The 16158-nt window shown below is 43.4% G+C and carries 18 protein-coding genes; 9 read left to right on the top strand and 9 right to left on the bottom strand.

All coding sequences use genetic code 11. The features are described 5' to 3' along the window. Positions 1–2 precede the first annotated feature (2 nt). From pstB to modC, 7 genes are read left to right on the top strand one after another with little or no spacing between them, the layout of a single operon-like run. Positions 3–914, top strand: coding sequence for a phosphate ABC transporter ATP-binding protein PstB (gene pstB, locus Q0307_RS12705; RefSeq protein ID WP_298661150.1), 912 nt, complete (start codon positions 3–5; stop codon positions 912–914). A 31-nt stretch (positions 915–945) separates the two neighbouring features. Then, positions 946–1644: a phosphate signaling complex protein PhoU gene (gene phoU, locus Q0307_RS12700; RefSeq protein WP_298661149.1), complete on the top strand. Its 699-nt coding sequence runs from the start codon at positions 946–948 to the stop codon at positions 1642–1644. 23 nt (positions 1645–1667) lie between these two features. Then, complete coding sequence (locus tag Q0307_RS12695; protein ID WP_298661148.1) at positions 1668–2441, top strand: 1-acyl-sn-glycerol-3-phosphate acyltransferase; 774 nt, start codon at positions 1668–1670, stop codon at positions 2439–2441. A gap of 41 nt (positions 2442–2482) precedes the next feature. Further along, positions 2483–2833, top strand: a complete 351-nt coding sequence (locus Q0307_RS12690; RefSeq protein WP_298661147.1) for a LysR family transcriptional regulator — start codon at positions 2483–2485, stop codon at positions 2831–2833. Positions 2834–2873: 40 nt separating this feature from the next. Further along, positions 2874–3635, top strand: a complete 762-nt coding sequence (gene modA / locus Q0307_RS12685; RefSeq protein ID WP_298661146.1) for a molybdate ABC transporter substrate-binding protein — start codon at positions 2874–2876, stop codon at positions 3633–3635. A 3-nt stretch (positions 3636–3638) separates the two neighbouring features. Continuing rightward, positions 3639–4304 (top strand): molybdate ABC transporter permease subunit, encoded by a 666-nt coding sequence (modB, locus tag Q0307_RS12680; protein ID WP_298661145.1) that lies wholly within the window; start codon positions 3639–3641, stop codon positions 4302–4304. A gap of 7 nt (positions 4305–4311) precedes the next feature. Next, positions 4312–5391, top strand: coding sequence for a molybdenum ABC transporter ATP-binding protein (modC, locus tag Q0307_RS12675; RefSeq protein ID WP_298661144.1), 1080 nt, complete (start codon positions 4312–4314; stop codon positions 5389–5391). Here modC and gcvA read toward each other — a convergent pair. Further along, the gene (gcvA, locus tag Q0307_RS12670) at positions 5383–6339 is read right to left on the bottom strand and encodes a transcriptional regulator GcvA (RefSeq protein ID WP_298661143.1); all 957 of its coding nucleotides are present in this window, start codon (positions 6337–6339) and stop codon (positions 5383–5385) included. The genes modC and gcvA overlap by 9 nt on opposite strands. A gap of 120 nt (positions 6340–6459) precedes the next feature. Between gcvA and Q0307_RS12665 the strand changes: the two genes are divergently transcribed. After that, positions 6460–6987, top strand: coding sequence for a TIGR00645 family protein (locus tag Q0307_RS12665; protein WP_298661142.1), 528 nt, complete (start codon positions 6460–6462; stop codon positions 6985–6987). A 72-nt stretch (positions 6988–7059) separates the two neighbouring features. Here the strand turns inward: Q0307_RS12665 and uvrB are convergent, their stop codons facing one another. Together uvrB and Q0307_RS12655 are read right to left on the bottom strand one after the other, a co-directional pair. After that, the gene (gene uvrB / locus Q0307_RS12660; RefSeq protein ID WP_298661141.1) at positions 7060–9081 is read right to left on the bottom strand and encodes an excinuclease ABC subunit UvrB; all 2022 of its coding nucleotides are present in this window, start codon (positions 9079–9081) and stop codon (positions 7060–7062) included. Positions 9082–9287: 206 nt separating this feature from the next. After that, positions 9288–9878, bottom strand: coding sequence for an OmpW family outer membrane protein (locus tag Q0307_RS12655; protein WP_298661140.1), 591 nt, complete (start codon positions 9876–9878; stop codon positions 9288–9290). Positions 9879–10241: 363 nt separating this feature from the next. Between Q0307_RS12655 and Q0307_RS12650 the strand changes: the two genes are divergently transcribed. Further along, the gene (locus tag Q0307_RS12650) at positions 10242–11417 is read left to right on the top strand and encodes a pyridoxal phosphate-dependent aminotransferase (protein WP_298661139.1); all 1176 of its coding nucleotides are present in this window, start codon (positions 10242–10244) and stop codon (positions 11415–11417) included. 56 nt (positions 11418–11473) lie between these two features. On the opposite strand, the gene Q0307_RS12645 is transcribed toward Q0307_RS12650, so the two are convergent. The 6 genes from Q0307_RS12645 to Q0307_RS12620 form a co-directional block, all read right to left on the bottom strand. Then, a complete protein-coding gene (locus tag Q0307_RS12645) occupies positions 11474–11929 on the bottom strand; it encodes a tellurite resistance TerB family protein (RefSeq protein WP_298661138.1) in 456 nt (151 codons plus the stop codon). A gap of 18 nt (positions 11930–11947) precedes the next feature. Next, positions 11948–12991, bottom strand: a complete 1044-nt coding sequence (locus tag Q0307_RS12640; RefSeq protein WP_298661137.1) for a DUF475 domain-containing protein — start codon at positions 12989–12991, stop codon at positions 11948–11950. 85 nt (positions 12992–13076) lie between these two features. Further along, positions 13077–13655, bottom strand: coding sequence for a TerD family protein (locus Q0307_RS12635; RefSeq protein ID WP_298661136.1), 579 nt, complete (start codon positions 13653–13655; stop codon positions 13077–13079). 29 nt (positions 13656–13684) lie between these two features. Continuing rightward, the gene (locus Q0307_RS12630) at positions 13685–14263 is read right to left on the bottom strand and encodes a TerD family protein (protein WP_298661135.1); all 579 of its coding nucleotides are present in this window, start codon (positions 14261–14263) and stop codon (positions 13685–13687) included. A 23-nt stretch (positions 14264–14286) separates the two neighbouring features. Beyond that, complete coding sequence (locus tag Q0307_RS12625; RefSeq protein WP_298661134.1) at positions 14287–15501, bottom strand: TerD family protein; 1215 nt, start codon at positions 15499–15501, stop codon at positions 14287–14289. A 10-nt stretch (positions 15502–15511) separates the two neighbouring features. Then, on the bottom strand, positions 15512–16105 hold the full coding sequence (locus Q0307_RS12620; protein WP_298661132.1) for a TerD family protein: 594 nt from the start codon (positions 16103–16105) through the stop codon (positions 15512–15514). Between the last annotated feature and the right edge of the window lie 53 nt (positions 16106–16158).

The raw sequence follows: 16158 nt of genomic DNA, 5'->3' as shown, positions 1-16158 counted from the left end.
CTATGAACACTCTAGCTTTGACCAATAATACTATGACTTTTCCGACTTCAAAGGATCCATCAGCAGCGAACTCTAAAGATCAAGCGGTGGATATTCAAACCATCGTGGAGGAGCTGAAACATGCAACTCAACCTGTAGGTGTGCCGTTTTTAGATGATCCGAAGTTCTATACACGTGATGTTGATGTGTTTTATACCGGGGCTAAGCAAGCCATTTTTGGAGTCGATTTAGACATTGGTAAGAATGAAGTCATTGCCATGATCGGCCCTTCGGGCTGCGGCAAATCAACATTTTTGCGTTGCTTAAACCGGATGAATGACACGATTGATGGCTGTAAAGTCACGGGTCAATTGTTACTGGATGGCGAAGATATTTACGCCAAAGAGCAAGACCCTGTATTGCTACGAGCGCGGGTGGGGATGGTGTTTCAAAAGCCGAATCCTTTCCCTAAATCCATTTATGACAATGTTGCTTATGGCCCACGGATTCATGGTTTAACCACTAATCGCAGTGAGTTGGATGATATTGTTGAAGACAGCTTAAAAAAAGCGGGTCTGTTCAATGAAGTGAAGGATCGTTTGCAAGCACCCGGTACGGGTTTGTCGGGTGGTCAGCAGCAACGCTTGTGTATTGCCCGCGCGATTGCTGTCAGCCCTGAAGTAATTCTGATGGACGAGCCGACGTCTGCACTTGATCCGATTGCGACTGCAACGATTGAAGAATTGATTGATGAACTTCGCCAGAGTTTTACGATCTGTATTGTCACGCATTCGATGCAACAAGCAGCGCGGATTTCGCAGCGCACGGCCTATTTTCATTTAGGCTATTTGGTGGAAGTGAATAAAACTAATACGGTATTTACTAATCCAGAGCATCGTTTGACTGAAAACTATATTACAGGGCGTTTTGGTTAGTCCAAACTAATAAACTATAAGGAGTTTTCCGATGGACATCGGGCAGCATACTTCGCATCAGTACAATCAAGAGTTGGAAAATGTACGCAACCAGTCTTTGCAAATGGGTGGCTTGGTTGAAGAACAATTAGGCAAAGCCTTACGGGCTTTAATGGAAAATGATAGCCAATTAGGCGAAGAAGTGGCTTATTCGGATTATCGAGTAAATCGTCTGGAAGTTGAAATTGATGAGGCTTGTACCCAGATTATCGCACGTCGCCAGCCAGCTGCAGGCGATTTGCGTTTAGTCATTAGCATCATTAAATCAGTCACTGACTTAGAGCGCATTGGTGATGAGGCTGAAAAAATTGCCCGTCATGCGATTTCGACTGAAGGTCTATCTACTTCCTTACATACTGCTTTACGTCATCTAGGTGATCATGTACGCGAAATGCTACGTCGTACTTTAGATGCAATGGCGCGGATGGATGCGGAAACGGCGCGGCAGATTGCGGAAAGTGATTTGCAAATTGATGCTGAGTTTGATGTATTATCGCGCCAGCTGTTGACGCATATGATGGAAGATCCGCGCACCATTCGGGATAGTTTGAATGTTTTATGGTGTGCGCGTTCTTTAGAGCGGATTGGTGATCACAGTAAAAACATCTGCGAATATGTGATTTATTTAGTGGAAGGTAAGGATGTACGCCATACCAACCGCCCCAAAGCAGGAGCAGACGTTAGTTCTTAAAAGCTGCTATTGATGAGATTCTGGTGAGACTACTCAGACGTTTATTGCGATTACCTAATTTAGCCTTTCATGTCTTGGCCGGAGTCTGCATAACAGCTCTATTTGCTGGCTTGCTGGGGCGTTCTGCAATTGATCCGAGCTACCGACGTTTAAAACGTTGGTGGCTGGGGCGCATTGTACGCATTCTTGGCGGACGCATTAGCACGTATGGTACACCTGTGACAGGTGGGAGTTTGTTAGCTGCTAATCATGTCTCTTGGTTAGATATTCCGCTATTGGGTGGGCAAACTGACATTACTTTCCTTTCTAAAAGTGAAGTCAAAGCTTGGCCGGTGATTGGTTGGTTAGCGGATAAAGCAGGTACCTTATTCATTGAGCGTGGTAAACGCGATGGTGCTAAAGGTGCCAGTGAGCAAATCGCTGAGCATTTGCAACAAAATGAACGTGTTCTGATGTTTCCTGAAGGGACTACGACAGACAATATTCGGATTTTGCCTTTCCATGCGCGTTTATTTGCCGCGGCTGTCACAGCTAAGGTTGCTATTCAGCCAGTGGCGATTCATTACAAAACACCTCAAGGGCAAACGCATCCCTTAGTCCCTTATCTTAATCCGCAAACGCTGCTGCAAAATCTTTGGAGGATCTTAGGTGAGCCCCAGATTCTGATTGAAGTACATTTCCTGCCAGCCATTGATAGCCAAGCTTGTGCCCGTAAAGAGTTAGCTGCTTACAGCGAGCAGCAAGTGCGGGCCGCTCTCAAACTTGATCCTGTTAAGCAAGTCAACAATCCTGTTTAAGTCTATAGCCAAACGTTATGTTTTTTGTTATATAACGCTTTATGGATAGCTCGATACCTACTTATCACCTCAAAGGCCGCTTCTGGATTGAAAGCCCGCAAGGCACTTTCCTTGGAATAGGGCGGGTACTTTTATTAGAAAGAATTCGTGAATATGGTTCGATCAGCGCGGCGGCACGTTCTATGCAAATGTCGTATCGGCAAGCTTGGGAGTTAGTCAACTCGATGAACCAGCACAGCCCACAACCTTTAGTGCAAAGTGCAACAGGAGGCAAGGGGGGCGGTGGTGCGAGTTTAACGACTACTGGTGAAAAAGCTATCGAACTTTTTTGGGCAATCAAACAGGATTTTGATTTGTTCTTAGCCCAGCGTTCGGAACATTTACAGCTTTAAAATTTTTTAACTAGCGTTATGCTTTTAAAGGAATATCGATATGAAGAAAGTTTGGTTAAGTTTACTATTAATAACAAGTAGCTCTCTTTTAGGTGTAACGGCCGATGAGCTACAAGTCGCTGTGGCTTCTAATTTCTCCAAGCCTTTAGAGGCTTTAGCCACTGTATTTAAAGCGAGTAGTGGACATGAGCTAAAAATCTCAGCCGCTTCCACCGGCAAGCTTTATACACAAATTGAAAATGGAGCACCTTTTGAGGTGTTACTTTCTGCTGATAGTAAAACGCCGAAAAAGCTGGTTGATGCACAGCTTGCGGTGGCGGAGAGTCAATTTACCTATGCGCTAGGCAAACTAGTACTTTGGAGTAGCCAAAAAGATTATGTCGATGCCCAAGGTGAGGTTTTGAAAAAAAATGAATTTAAACACCTTGCTATCGCTAATCCTGAAACAGCACCTTATGGCGCTGCTGCTATTGAGGTCTTAGATAAATTAGGTCTGACTCAAACCTTAGCCGAGAAAAAGGTGCAGGGTGAGAATATTAGCCAAACCTATGAGTTTGTTGCTACTGGCAACGCTGATTTAGGTTTTGTGGCTTTATCGCAAGTACAGAAAGAGGGGATTGTCAAAGAAGGCTCGGTTTGGCAAGTTCCAGATGATTATTATGCGCCAATTCAACAAGATGCTGTGCTCTTAACAAAAGCTAAGGATAGTGCAGCGGCTAAAAGTTTTTTAGAGTTTCTCAAAAGTCCTGAAGCGCAAAAACTGATTAGCAGTTATGGCTACGGTTTACCTAAGGCTCAGTGAACTATGTTGAGCCCAGAAGATTGGACAGCGATTAGTTTAACGCTCAAGTTGGCAGGTTTAACGACAGGAATTTTACTGGTGATTGCCACGCCTCTAGCGTGGCATTTAGCTTATACCCAGCGCTGGTGGAAAGCTTCTTTAAATGCATTGGTGGCTTTACCTTTAGTTTTGCCGCCAACCGTCTTAGGTTTCTATTTGCTGATTCTGTTAGGGCCAAAAGGGTGGGTCGGGCAAAGCATGAAGTCAATCGGTTTGGATACTTTGCCTTTTAGCTTTACAGGCTTATTGGTCGCTTCTGTATTGTACTCTTTGCCTTTTGTGGTGCAGCCGATTCAGGCCGCTTTTAGTGGTTTAGATAGACGGCTGCTAGAGGCTGCTACTACTTTGCAAGCACGTCCATTGGACACTTTTTTTAGTGTTGCCTTGCCTTTATCTAAACATGGCTTTCTCACCGCGACAGTGTTGGGCTTTGCGCATACAGTGGGAGAGTTTGGGGTCGTGCTGATGATTGGTGGCAATATTTCAGGGGAAACACGGGTAGTCTCAGTGCAATTGTATGATTATGTGGAGTCGATGAATTACCAAGCGGCGCATAGTTTAGCAGCTTTATTGGTGTTGTTTGCTTTTAGTGTCTTGCTAAGTTTGTATTATTTGAATCGAGGCAAATAGTAAGTACGTGAGCACCCTTAGTGTCCAGTTTCGCTTAAAACTAGCAGCCTTTGAGTTAGATGTGCAACTTGAATTGCCTGCGATTGGGATAAGCGTGATTACAGGTAGCTCGGGTTCAGGTAAAACCTTATTGCTGCGTTGTATTGCTGGTTTGGAGAGGCCAGCACTTGCTTATTGCAAGGTCAAAGAGATTGTCTGGGAGGATAGCACTAGAAATTATTCACTAGCCGCTTATCAACGCCCCTTAGGTTATGTGTTTCAAGAGTCCTGTTTATTTCCACATTTAAACGTCCAACAGAATATTGATTATGGACGTAAGCGTTTACGTTTACGATCTAACCCATCTCAAAGCTTAGATACAGTGATTGAGCTTTTAAATATCGGTCATTTACTCAAGCGTTCACCTGCCAAGCTTTCAGGGGGGGAAAAACAACGTGTTGCAATTGCCCGTGCTTTAGCGGTAGATCCGCAGTTATTATTGATGGATGAGCCTTTAGCCTCACTTGATCAAGCCCATAAATATGAAATTTTGCCTTACTTACGCCGTTTGCAGTGGGACTTGCAGTTACCTGTTTTATATATCACGCATTCACCCCAAGAAATGACTCAACTTGCCGATCATCTAGTGTTGATGGATAAGGGAAAAATTTTAGCCAGTGGCGAATTGCAAGCAGTCTTGACTCGTTTGGACTTACCTTTAGCTCAGAGCCAACGAGCGTCTAGTGTTCTAACGGCTGAAGTCTTCGCTTATGATGCAGCCTTTCAATTATTGCAATTACGTTTTTCAGGGGGCGTTTTGAGTGTGCCACATCTAGCCTTACCAAAAGGTAGTCAATTGCGTGTGCGGATTTATGCGCGAGACGTCAGTTTGGCTTTACAACCCCCCGCGAGTTTTGAGCCATTCAATAGTTTACATGCGCAAGTGTTAGGCATTATGAATCAGGCTGTGGGTTATACCACAGTGAGTTTACGGGTCGGGGCTGAGTTATTGTTGGCACAAGTTACGCGTAAAACGGCGAGCTTCTTGCAGCTGAAACACGGGCAAATTGTTTATGCAGAAATTAAAAATGCAGCCATTTTAAGCTAGTTTATTTTCTTCCTGTTCTTCGGCTTCGGCTAAGACCCAAGCAATAAAAGCTGAGGCTGCTCGTTGGTTCGTGGTGGCAGATTTAGGGCGAATAATATGGTAAGCATGTTCTAAAGGCATACTGAGTGGAAAGGGAATACACAAACGCCCCGCTTCAATATCATGTTGCGCCAAAGCATCCATACTCAGTAGCACGCCTTGACCATCAATGGCTGCTTCCATCGCTAAAGACACATGATTGAAATGCATTCCACGTTTAAAATCGACACCTTCTACCTTAGCGAGCTGTAGCCAACGCTCCCAGCTAGGGCGCCCTACATAAGGTGTTTCATCATGCAGTAAGGTGTGAAAACGTAAGTCATGTGGTGTACGTAAAGGGTGTGGGAGATCAGTGAGCAAAGAAGGCTTACACAAAGGCACAGCTTCTACAGAAAATAGCTTTTCTACTTGGCAGCCGGGGTAATTGCCTAAACCAAAGCGAATCATCACATCAATTTCATGTGCACGAAATAACTCATCCAAAGCACCATGTTGCTCAGTTGCATCGACTAATTTGGCCTCACCACTAATACGCATATCAATGTCGGGATGTTGTTGGGCAAACGTATGCAAACGTGGCACTAACCATTTTGATGCAAAGGACGGCGCAACCCACACACTTAAGCTTTCATTGGTCTTTTGAGAACGCATGACATGCACCGCGTCCGCGAGGGTATTGAAACCTTCCCGCAGTTTAGGGAGGGCAGCTTCGCCTGCTTTAGTTAAGGTAATCGAGCGGTTATGACGTTCAACAAGCTCAACGCCAAGAAAATCTTCTAAGTGTTTAATTTGGTGACTAATCGCAGCACGTGTCACGAAAAGCTCTTCAGCGGCTTTAGTAAAACTCTGGTGACGTGCAACGGCTTCAAAAGCACGTAAGGCATTCAGAGGAGGTAGCTGTTGTGGCATCTGTCGTCCTGTCAGTTTAATTTTTTGTGAGCCATCATAACGTGTTTAGAAACGAATGTTCATAAAATTGCCTAGGGAAATTTAACCTTTTAAGACTCAGTTCGTTATACTCTCTACCATTTGTTAATAACTAGAAGCTTAAAATTGAAAAATATAGAAAGTAGTTTTGAACATTTTTTGTTCATGAGCCGATGGTTGAGTGCACCTATCTATTTGGCTCTAGTCGTTAGTATGGTGTTGTTATTATTTAAGGCTCTTAAGCAACTCTGGGCATTAATCTCAACTATTTTGGTGGCAGATGGCAATGAAATCATAGTAGGTGTGCTGTCGATTGTTGATATTTCTTTGATTATGAATTTGCTAATTATCATTATCTTTAGTGGTTATGAGAATTTTGTTTCCAAAATGGAGGATTTGCATGGGCATGCCGATCGTCCTGATTGGATGGGTCAAATTGGTTTTACTGATTTAAAAATTAAGTTGATTGGCTCTATTGTGGCTATCTCAGGTATTGAGCTCTTAAAAGGCTTCATGGCGGTGAGTAATTTAAGTGATCGTGATTTAATGTGGATGATCGGCATTCACATCACCTTTGTGTTTTCTGGTGTACTCTACGCTATGATGGACAAGTTGAGTAAAAAGCATTAACTAGCTTTAGCCTGAAGAAGCATCTTTCTTAAAGTTGCTTCTTCAATGTCACTGGAGCAGGTGTTCATTGGTTTAAGCTAAGCCAAAGACTTGAGCACGCAGTTTTGCAAGCTCATCACGCATTGCAGCCGCTTTTTCAAATTCCAAATTCTTAGCTAGGGCAAACATTTTCTCTTCCAGCTGTTTTAAAGTTTTCACAGCTTGAGCCGGACTCATGGTTCGGTAATCAGTGCCTTCATCCGCGATTTTGTGTCCTTTGCCTTTCTTGTCATTACGTTTAGCATTGGCATATGCACCCTCCATCACATCGGCGATGCGCTTACGAATAGTTTGTGGAGTGATGCCATGCGCTGCATTGAAAGCTAACTGCTTTTCTCGGCGGCGTGCGGTTTCTTCCATGGCTTTGCGCATCGAGTCAGTGATTTTATCCGCATACAAAATCGCTTTACCTTCTGAGTTACGTGCCGCACGGCCAATAGTTTGGATGAGTGAGCGCTCAGAGCGTAAAAAGCCTTCTTTATCAGCATCCAAAATGGCAACTAAGGAAACTTCAGGAATATCTAAACCCTCGCGCAATAAGTTAATCCCGACTAAAACATCGAACTCACCTTTGCGTAAATCACGGATAATTTCCACACGCTCCACGGTATCAATGTCAGAATGCAGATAGCGCACACGAATATCATGTTCCATTAGATAGTCGGTTAGGTCTTCCGCCATGCGTTTGGTGAGGGTAGTGACTAAAACCCGTTCATCTTTTTTTACTCTTTCAGTCACTTCAGACATCACATCATCCACTTGAGACAGTACGGGACGCACTTCTACGAAAGGGTCGATGAGGCCAGTCGGGCGTACTAATTGCTCCGCCACATTATCTGAATGCTCTAATTCATAAGCACCCGGTGTAGCAGAGACATGGATTGCCTGTGGAATTAAACGCTCAAACTCTTCAAATTTCAGTGGACGATTATCTAGGGCTGAAGGCAAGCGAAAGCCGTATTCGACTAAGGTAGTTTTACGTGAGCGGTCACCCTTATACATGCCACCAAATTGCGGAATGGTGACATGCGATTCATCAATAAACACCAATGCATTGCGCGGCAGATAATCAAACAAACAAGGTGGAGGTTCGCCGGGTGCGCGTTTAGACAAATAACGTGAGTAGTTCTCAATCCCTGAGCAATAACCGGTTTCCATAATCATTTCCATGTCATACATGGTGCGTTGTTCAAGACGTTGTGCCTCGACTAAACGGTTTTCATTTTTTAAGACGATCAAGCGATCCTGTAACTCGTCTTTAATCTTATCGACGGCTTCCAGCAAGACTTCTCGTGGAGTGACATAGTGGGTTTTCGGGTAAATCGTTAAGCGGGGTACACGTCGTAGGACTTCACCTGTTAATGGATCAAAATAGCTAAGATTTTCGATTTCATTATCAAATAGCTCAATGCGAATAGCTTCTTTATCAGAGTCAGCAGGATGAATATCAATGACATCCCCGCGTACCCGAAAAGTGCCGCGCTGCAAATCCAAGTCATTGCGTGTGTATTGCAGCTCAGCCATGCGGCGGAGTAAGGTGCGCTGATCGGTTTTATCGCCACGCACTAAGATCAGCAGCATTTTTAAATAAGACTCAGGATCACCTAAACCATAAATCGCTGACACAGTAGCGACGATGACTACATCTTTGCGTTCAAACAAATTGCGGGTGGCTGATAAGCGCATTTGTTCAACATGATCATTGATCGAGGCGTCCTTCTCGATATAAATATCCTTAGAAGGTACATAAGCTTCTGGCTGATAGTAGTCGTAGTAAGAAACGAAATATTCAACAGCATTTTTGGGGAAGAACTCTTTGAACTCACCATAGAGCTGAGCTGCCAGCGTTTTATTGTGCGCTAAAATAATCGCAGGGCGTTGGGTGGCCTGAATAATATTTGCCATCGTAAAGGTTTTGCCAGAGCCCGTTACACCGAGCAAGGTTTGATTGACTAAGCCTTGGTGCAAACCGTCTAACAAGGACTCAATTGCTTGGGGTTGATCCCCAGCAGGTTGGTAGTCGGTATTCAGCTTAAATTGATTAGCAGCACTCATGCAAACCTCCAGATAGTCCAGAGATTTTAGCATAGATTATGGGGATTAAGCGGATAAGTGGGGATCTAGTACGGTTATTGTTCGCTTTTTATGAGGTAGGTAGTGCGTAAAAATCGACTAGCTAGCGAACACGGAAAGCCAGCTAGTCGAACCATTCCCATGACAGACAGGCAATGTACTGCGGAATGGAAAACAGCTAGGAGCTATCAGAACTTGTAAGAGGCACCGATCATATAAACCACTGGGTCAATTTTAACAGTGTCTAATTTCGCGCCATTGAGTTTGGCTTTAGTGTCAATATCAGCATACCAAATGCCAAGATTTGCACCCCAGTTTTTCCCAAGTTCATAATCAAATCCGACTTCAACTGCAGGACCGAAAGAGTGTTTCAGTTCTAAATCACCTAAACTTGAACGCTCAGTGAAAAACTGGGTGTAGTTCACACCTGCACCGACATAAGGATGGAATTGGGTGTTAGTATTGAAGTGGTATTGTACAGTAACGGTTGGTGGCAAATGTTTAGTAGAGCCGATTTTGGCACCATTTAATGTGATGTCATGTTTAAATGGAGTCGCTGCTAAAACGCCAATCCCTATTTGATTATTGAGCATGTAGGTGCCATCGAGACCCAACTGAGTATTGTTACCTACATCTAAAGCACCATTTAAAGCGCCATCACCTGCAGGGTATACCATAGCAGCCCCTACACGTACCACCATATCACCTTGCTCATAAGCAAAAGCTTGGGTGCTGACTGCTGCGATTAAGGTTAAACCTGCAACTAATGCTGTTTTCATTGCCTTGATCCTCAAGTAAAGATTGTTTTGAATAAAACTATCCTAAGCGTTTTAACTGCTTACTATCTTGATACAGGTCATTAAGCTTGCGGTTTCACTAGAAAGCTCTATAGAGAAGACTAGGCTGTAGTAGTTAGCAATTTTTTAGTTAAATGGCAGCATAGCGCCTTAAGGTAATAGCCAAATTAAAGTACTAAAAAGGTGCATGTTGTTCCTTAAGTAGCCGATAAAGTCTGTTAGTTTGCTATTTTTCTAAAGCCTGAGGCGCTAACATAGGAAACCGCAATAAGCATACAAATGGATGGCAAGTCACTGCTGGCTTGCTGTATTGTTTAAAAACTGTAAATGGTTGATTTATAAAAAGTGAACATTCAGCTTGCAGAGCGCATCGGGCGCATTAAACCTTCACCCACTCTGGCAATGAGTGCTTTAGCTGCACAATTAAAGGCTCAGGGTCGCGATATTATTAGCCTGAGCGTGGGTGAACCCGATTTCGACACCCCTAAGCACATTCAAGAAGCAGGGATTGAAGCGATTCATACTGGTAAGACGCGTTACACCGCTGTTGATGGTACGCCGGAGCTCAAACAAGCGATTATTAATAAATTCAAAAATGAAAATGGTTTGGAATACAACGCCAAACAAATCATTGTGTCTTCAGGTGGTAAGCAGACTTTTTATAATCTCTGCCAAGCCTTCTTAGGAGCTGGTGATGAAGTCATTATTCCTGCACCGTATTGGGTGTCTTATCCAGATATGGTGTTATTGGCGGATGGCACACCAGTTATTGTACCAACTACCCAAGCAGAACATTTAAAATTATCACCGGCTAAATTAGAAGCAGCCATTACGCCACGCACTAAAGTTTTGGTGCTGAATAGCCCGTCTAATCCAACCGGTATGGCTTATACCACTGCTGAGTTAGCTGCTTTAGGCGAAGTTCTGCGTAAGCATCCACAAGTCTTGATTGCTACTGATGACATGTATGAGCATACTTTGTTTGGTGATCAGCAATTTGTGAATATCTTAACGACTTGTCCGGATTTATATGAGCGCACCATTGTATTGAATGGTGTATCTAAGGCTTATGCGATGACAGGCTGGCGGATTGGCTATGCAGGGGGGCCAGCGCCTTTGATTAAAGCTATGTCAGATGTGCAATCTCAGTGTACTTCTAACCCCAGTTCGATTTCGCAGTATGCAGCAACAGTCGCTTTAACAGGTGATCAATCGTTTATTCGGACTATGGTCGATGCCTTTGAAAAGCGCCATGCCTTTGTCTGTTCTAGCCTGAATCAAATGGAGGGAGTGGATTGCTTACCTGCAGCGGGTACTTTTTATAGTTTTCCGAATGTTGAAGGTATGATTAAACGCTTGGGCTTGGCAGATGATACAGCTTTATCAGGCTATTTATTGGATAAAGTTGGGGTGGCGATGGTACCCGGCTCTGCCTTTGGTGCGCCCGGTTATATCCGGATGTCTTTTGCTACCAGTATGTCTAATTTAGAAAAAGCGATCGAGCGTATCGCTTCCGTCTAAGCATCTGATAGCCACTTGCCCACCTAATTTAAGTGGGCAAGTGGCTTGCTTACTGCTTAAAGACCAAAGTCATCACTTGGGATGTTTAGGTCGCGGCACATGGCTTGAATGATTTGCTTTTCCTTGTCATCGAAATTGCCATCAGCACTACCAATCGCACAACACACACGTACCATCAAGCGGGCTGCATCGGGCTTGCTGCGTAGTTTGCCAATCACTTTTAAAGCTTCTGCCTTACCAATTTCATTATCAAATTCAAAGTTCTCAGCAACTTTGTTAAAAAAGGCAATGACATCTTTGGTGTCAAACACTTTTAATTCATCTGATTGTTGAATGAATTTCATCATTTTCTGCTTTTCAGCGGAGTCGATACTGCCGTCAGCAGCAGCGACTAAAGCGCAGCCTGCTACACAAGCTTCCATAAATTCACGATTACGGAACTTACTAACTTCATTAGCCAGTTTGCTGCGAGCTTCGCCGGCTTTTTGTTTTAAACTATCTAAGAAAGACATGGTTTTTTCTCCTTTAATTTAAGCGTCAACAACTGCTTTTTTATTATGTTTCATTGAAGCTATGACTGATGCAACAATGAAACTGACACCAATTAAGCCAGTGATGATTTCAGGGATATGGAAATGGATGCTCAACAGCATAATAATCGCAAGTGCACCGATGCCATAATGTGCTCCATGCTCTAAGTAAATGTACTCATCTAAAGTACCTTTATGTACCAAATGTACTGTCATTGAACGTACAAACATGGCACCAATGGCTAAGCCTAACATAATGATGACGACATCATTGGTAATCGCGAAAGCGCCAATAACCCCATCAAAAGAAAATGAAGCATCGAGAACTTCTAGGTATAGGAACCCCGCCAAACCATTCCGTTTAACGGTTTCAGAGACAGAAGCACCCTCTTCTTCCTCTTTTTCAAAGAAGATATCCAAGCTACTTACTGCGATATATAAGACCACCCCTCCTAAACCAGCAACGAGTACAGTGAGGCGAGTTTCTTTATCAAGCGGTAAAAATTCTTGTAATAAGAACAACGTTATTAAAGCGATGAAAATGCTCATCACATCTAGCTTGCCCAAAGCACTCATTTTTTCTTCAAAGGCACCTAACCAGTGAACCTCTTTGTCTTTGTCAAACATAAAGTCCAGAAAAACAAGTAACAGGAACATACCACCAAATGCAGCAATACCTGCATGGCTATCTTTGAGGTGACGAGAATACTCTTCAGGGTTATTGAGAGCCATATTAATGACTTCAATCGTGCCCAAGCCTGTCGCTATTGCAACAATCACGATAGGAAATACTAAGCGCATCCCAAAGACGGCGATTAGGATACCCACAGTTAAGAAGATCTGTTGCCACTTTTCATCCATTTCCTTAAGAATGGAGGCATTCACGACCGCATTGTCGAAAGATAAACTTACTTCCATAACGCCTAAAACCAGCACCAGAAAAACTGCTGTCAAAACGCCCATAGGTGAGGAAAAGCCCCACCAAATAGCTAGGCCGACGCATAAAATAGTAACGAAAATAGAGTATTTAAAATCTTGGAACATAATGAGAGCTAACTACCATAAGCACATAGAAAAACAGGCATCTATAAAGATGCCTGTACAAAGGACTTAGTCTAAAATGAGCCTGTTAACCAAGGTTAACACCCATAGAAGAAGCCATAGGGCCTAAGCCACCAGCGAAGCCTTGACCAATCGCTTTGAATTTCCATTCAGCATTATGGCGATAGATTTCACCAAACAGCATTGCTGTTTCGACGCTAGCATCTTCCGATAAGTCATAACGGGCAATTTCTTTGCCATCTGCTACATTGACGAGACGAATATAAGCATTGCTCACTTGACCAAAGTTTTGGCGTCTCGCTTCGGCGTCATGAATAGTTACACAGAATACTAGTTTTTTAACAGCATCAGCTAAGCCAGCTAAATTAACTTTAACTTGTTCATCATCGCCATCACCGGCACCTGAGCGGTTATCACCCAGATGTTCGACATTGCCGCAAGCTGATTTTTTATTGTTGTAGAAAATGAAAGAGTCGTCTGAGAGGACTTTACCATTCTCACCTAACATGAAAATAGAGGCATCTAAGTCGAAATCAGTGCCATCCGTTTGACGTAAATCCCAACCTAAACCGACGGTAATGGTTGTTAAACCGGGTGCTTCCTTAGAGAGAGAAACATTGCCACCTTTTTGTAAACTGACTGCCATTGTTGTTGCTCCTTAATTAGTTTTAAAAATTAACCGATCCGAATACCAAACTGATCGCACATTGCTTTAAGTCCACCTGCATAACCTTGGCCAACAGCGCGGAATTTCCACTCACTGTTGTATCTATACAGCTCGCCAAAGATCATGGCGGTTTCAGTTGAATAATCTTCGGCTAGGTCATAACGAACGATTTCTGCACCCGTTAAATCATTAACGATGCGGATAAAGGCATTACTCACTTGACCAAAATTTTGCCGCCGCGCTTCAGCATCATGAATCGTCACAGTAAAGGCAATTTTGGTGATTTCTGCAGGGACTTTACTTAAATCTACTTTGAGCGATTCATCATCGCCAGCACCTTGGCCAGTGCGGTTGTCACCCGTATGCTCAACAGAGCCATCAGGAGACTTTAATTGATTGTAGAAAATAAAATCGCTGTCACTACGTACCTTATCACCTGCTGCTAGTAAGAAAGCGCTGGCATCTAGGTCAAAGCTATTACCATCAGTGGTGCGTTCGTCCCAACCTAAGCCAACTAAAATTTTAGTTAAACTGGGGTCTGTTTTACTGAGAGAAAGATTGCCGCCTTTTTGTAAACTCAATGCCATATTTGGTTCTCCTTTCATTTATTTTATTTAGAGCCTGCTCGCCAATTTAAGCCCCAATGGTAGGCTCGATCTAATTCTTGATGGCCTTGGAAATAACGAACTTCACGATTAACCTTGAGTGTGCCACGATCATTTTCTAATAACACAATCGCACACATGCCTAAATGATTACTACCTTCAGTTAGGCGAATTTCTAAGGGAGTTTCATTAGGAACATAGATAGTGACTACACCGTCAGTTTGTGCCCAATTGGGTGCACCCTCATAAATAAAGGCATAGATCAAGATACGTCGGAATGTTTGCCATTGCTGCCCATTAATATGCAGCCATTCACCTTCACTAATTGCTCCCGTTCTATCATCACCCTTGAGTTCGATATAAGGGTCAGTATGAAAAGAGCCGAAGCGATTACCTAAAGCTTGAATAGCACTGATAGAGCCATCTGCCTGCTCATATAAGCAACCAACATCTAAATCCACGCGTTTATTTGCACTGCCACCAAACAGCCCACCTAATAAACCACCCCCTGATTTCGGTGCCGCTGAGGCGCGATTCCAGTTTAAATTGACGCGAATCTCACCAAACCCTTCCGTCTTTTTCTCAAGGCTGACAGTCGGACGGGATTTATCAAGGGTGATTTTATTTAAAGAAACAGGTTTTTTGGGTGGTGCAGGTGCAGGTGCAGGTGCAGGTGCAGGGCTGGGCGTAGGACTGCTCACTTCTACACCAAAATGCTCAGCCAAAGGTTGTAAGCCACCGGCAAAACCTTGGGCTACAGAGCGAAATTTCCATTGCCCTTGGCGTAAATAGATTTCGCCTAAGATTAGAGCGGACTCAATCATGCCATTCGTACTGATATTGGCTTCCAGCAAAGTAGCCGTAGCAGATTTGACCGTTACCTTTACACTTTGAAAAGCGCCAAAGGATTGACGGTTTTCATGGATCGTGGCGGTAAAGGCAATTTTTTCAGTAAGGTGATTCAAGGCAGGTAAATTAACATTGAAGCTTGCTTGCCCTGCGGTATTACTCGTTAAAGCAACACTACCATTACCGGGGCTGGGTTGCCCATAAAACACCATGTCCTCATCACCCCGCACTTTGCCATTGCTAGCTAAGAGAAAAGCAGAGATGTCAACTTCTACACCATTTAACTGGTATGGCGTTAATTGAACTTCTACCTTCAGCAGTTCTTTAGGAATAGCGCAATTGGCACCCGCCACTAATTGAGTAATAGACATGTTAATGCTCCTAGATGGCAGCTATGACTGCAGGCATCATATCATTCGCAATCGCTCCCGCTGTGGGTGTACCAACAGCTTTCATTTGCCAGCTGGTACCGCTGCGACTAATAATCGCCATCACTACGCCAGTATGAGAACCTTTATCAGAGAGATTGAAGCGAGCGAGTTCAGTATTATTGCTATCATCAATTAGGCGGCAAAAAGCGTTTTCGACTTCATTAAAGGTTTGTCCACGGAAGGAGCAGACAGTAAAAGCTAAATGCGCAACGCTATTGGGGATACGAGTTAAATCAACATAAATAACTTCATCATCACCAGAGCCTTCACCTGTACGATTATCTCCAGAGTGTGTAATTGAATTATCCCTGCTTTGTAATTGACGGAACCAAACTACATCTAACAGGTTTTTTTGTGCATCTAAGAGTAAGCACGAGGCATCTAAATCAATATCTCCACCGCCACCACCCAGTAAGCTACCAAATAAGCCACCTTTTTTCTTAATGGGGTCCCAACCTAGACCCATACGTACTTTAGTTAAGGTACTGCCACCTTGTTTTTCTAGGGTAATACGTTGCCCTTTACTTAAACTAACAGCCATCATCGCCTCCATTTTTAGTTTATTAAGAAGTTTATTAAATAGTTATATTGACTTAA

The sequence above is a fragment of the uncultured Thiothrix sp. genome, from assembly GCF_937873765.1.
Lineage (GTDB): Bacteria > Pseudomonadota > Gammaproteobacteria > Thiotrichales > Thiotrichaceae > Thiolinea.
Note: the sequence above shows the minus strand (reverse complement) of the source record. Positions and strands in the feature narration are given on the sequence as shown.

What these genes read in the sequence shown, in the direction of transcription:
- pstB (WP_298661150.1), top strand. Translation starts at nt 3, where the DNA reads ATGAACACTCTAGCTTTGACCAATAATACTATGACTTTTCCGACTTCA.
- phoU (WP_298661149.1), top strand. Translation starts at nt 946, where the DNA reads ATGGACATCGGGCAGCATACTTCGCATCAGTACAATCAAGAGTTGGAA.
- Q0307_RS12690 (WP_298661147.1), top strand. Translation starts at nt 2,483, where the DNA reads ATGGATAGCTCGATACCTACTTATCACCTCAAAGGCCGCTTCTGGATT.
- modA (WP_298661146.1), top strand. Translation starts at nt 2,874, where the DNA reads ATGAAGAAAGTTTGGTTAAGTTTACTATTAATAACAAGTAGCTCTCTT.
- modB (WP_298661145.1), top strand. Translation starts at nt 3,639, where the DNA reads ATGTTGAGCCCAGAAGATTGGACAGCGATTAGTTTAACGCTCAAGTTG.
- gcvA (WP_298661143.1), bottom strand. Translation starts at nt 6,339, where the DNA reads ATGCCACAACAGCTACCTCCTCTGAATGCCTTACGTGCTTTTGAAGCC.
- uvrB (WP_298661141.1), bottom strand. Translation starts at nt 9,081, where the DNA reads ATGAGTGCTGCTAATCAATTTAAGCTGAATACCGACTACCAACCTGCT.
- Q0307_RS12655 (WP_298661140.1), bottom strand. Translation starts at nt 9,878, where the DNA reads ATGAAAACAGCATTAGTTGCAGGTTTAACCTTAATCGCAGCAGTCAGC.
- Q0307_RS12645 (WP_298661138.1), bottom strand. Translation starts at nt 11,929, where the DNA reads ATGTCTTTCTTAGATAGTTTAAAACAAAAAGCCGGCGAAGCTCGCAGC.
- Q0307_RS12640 (WP_298661137.1), bottom strand. Translation starts at nt 12,991, where the DNA reads ATGTTCCAAGATTTTAAATACTCTATTTTCGTTACTATTTTATGCGTC.
- Q0307_RS12635 (WP_298661136.1), bottom strand. Translation starts at nt 13,655, where the DNA reads ATGGCAGTCAGTTTACAAAAAGGTGGCAATGTTTCTCTCTCTAAGGAA.
- Q0307_RS12630 (WP_298661135.1), bottom strand. Translation starts at nt 14,263, where the DNA reads ATGGCATTGAGTTTACAAAAAGGCGGCAATCTTTCTCTCAGTAAAACA.
- Q0307_RS12625 (WP_298661134.1), bottom strand. Translation starts at nt 15,501, where the DNA reads ATGTCTATTACTCAATTAGTGGCGGGTGCCAATTGCGCTATTCCTAAA.
- Q0307_RS12620 (WP_298661132.1), bottom strand. Translation starts at nt 16,105, where the DNA reads ATGATGGCTGTTAGTTTAAGTAAAGGGCAACGTATTACCCTAGAAAAA.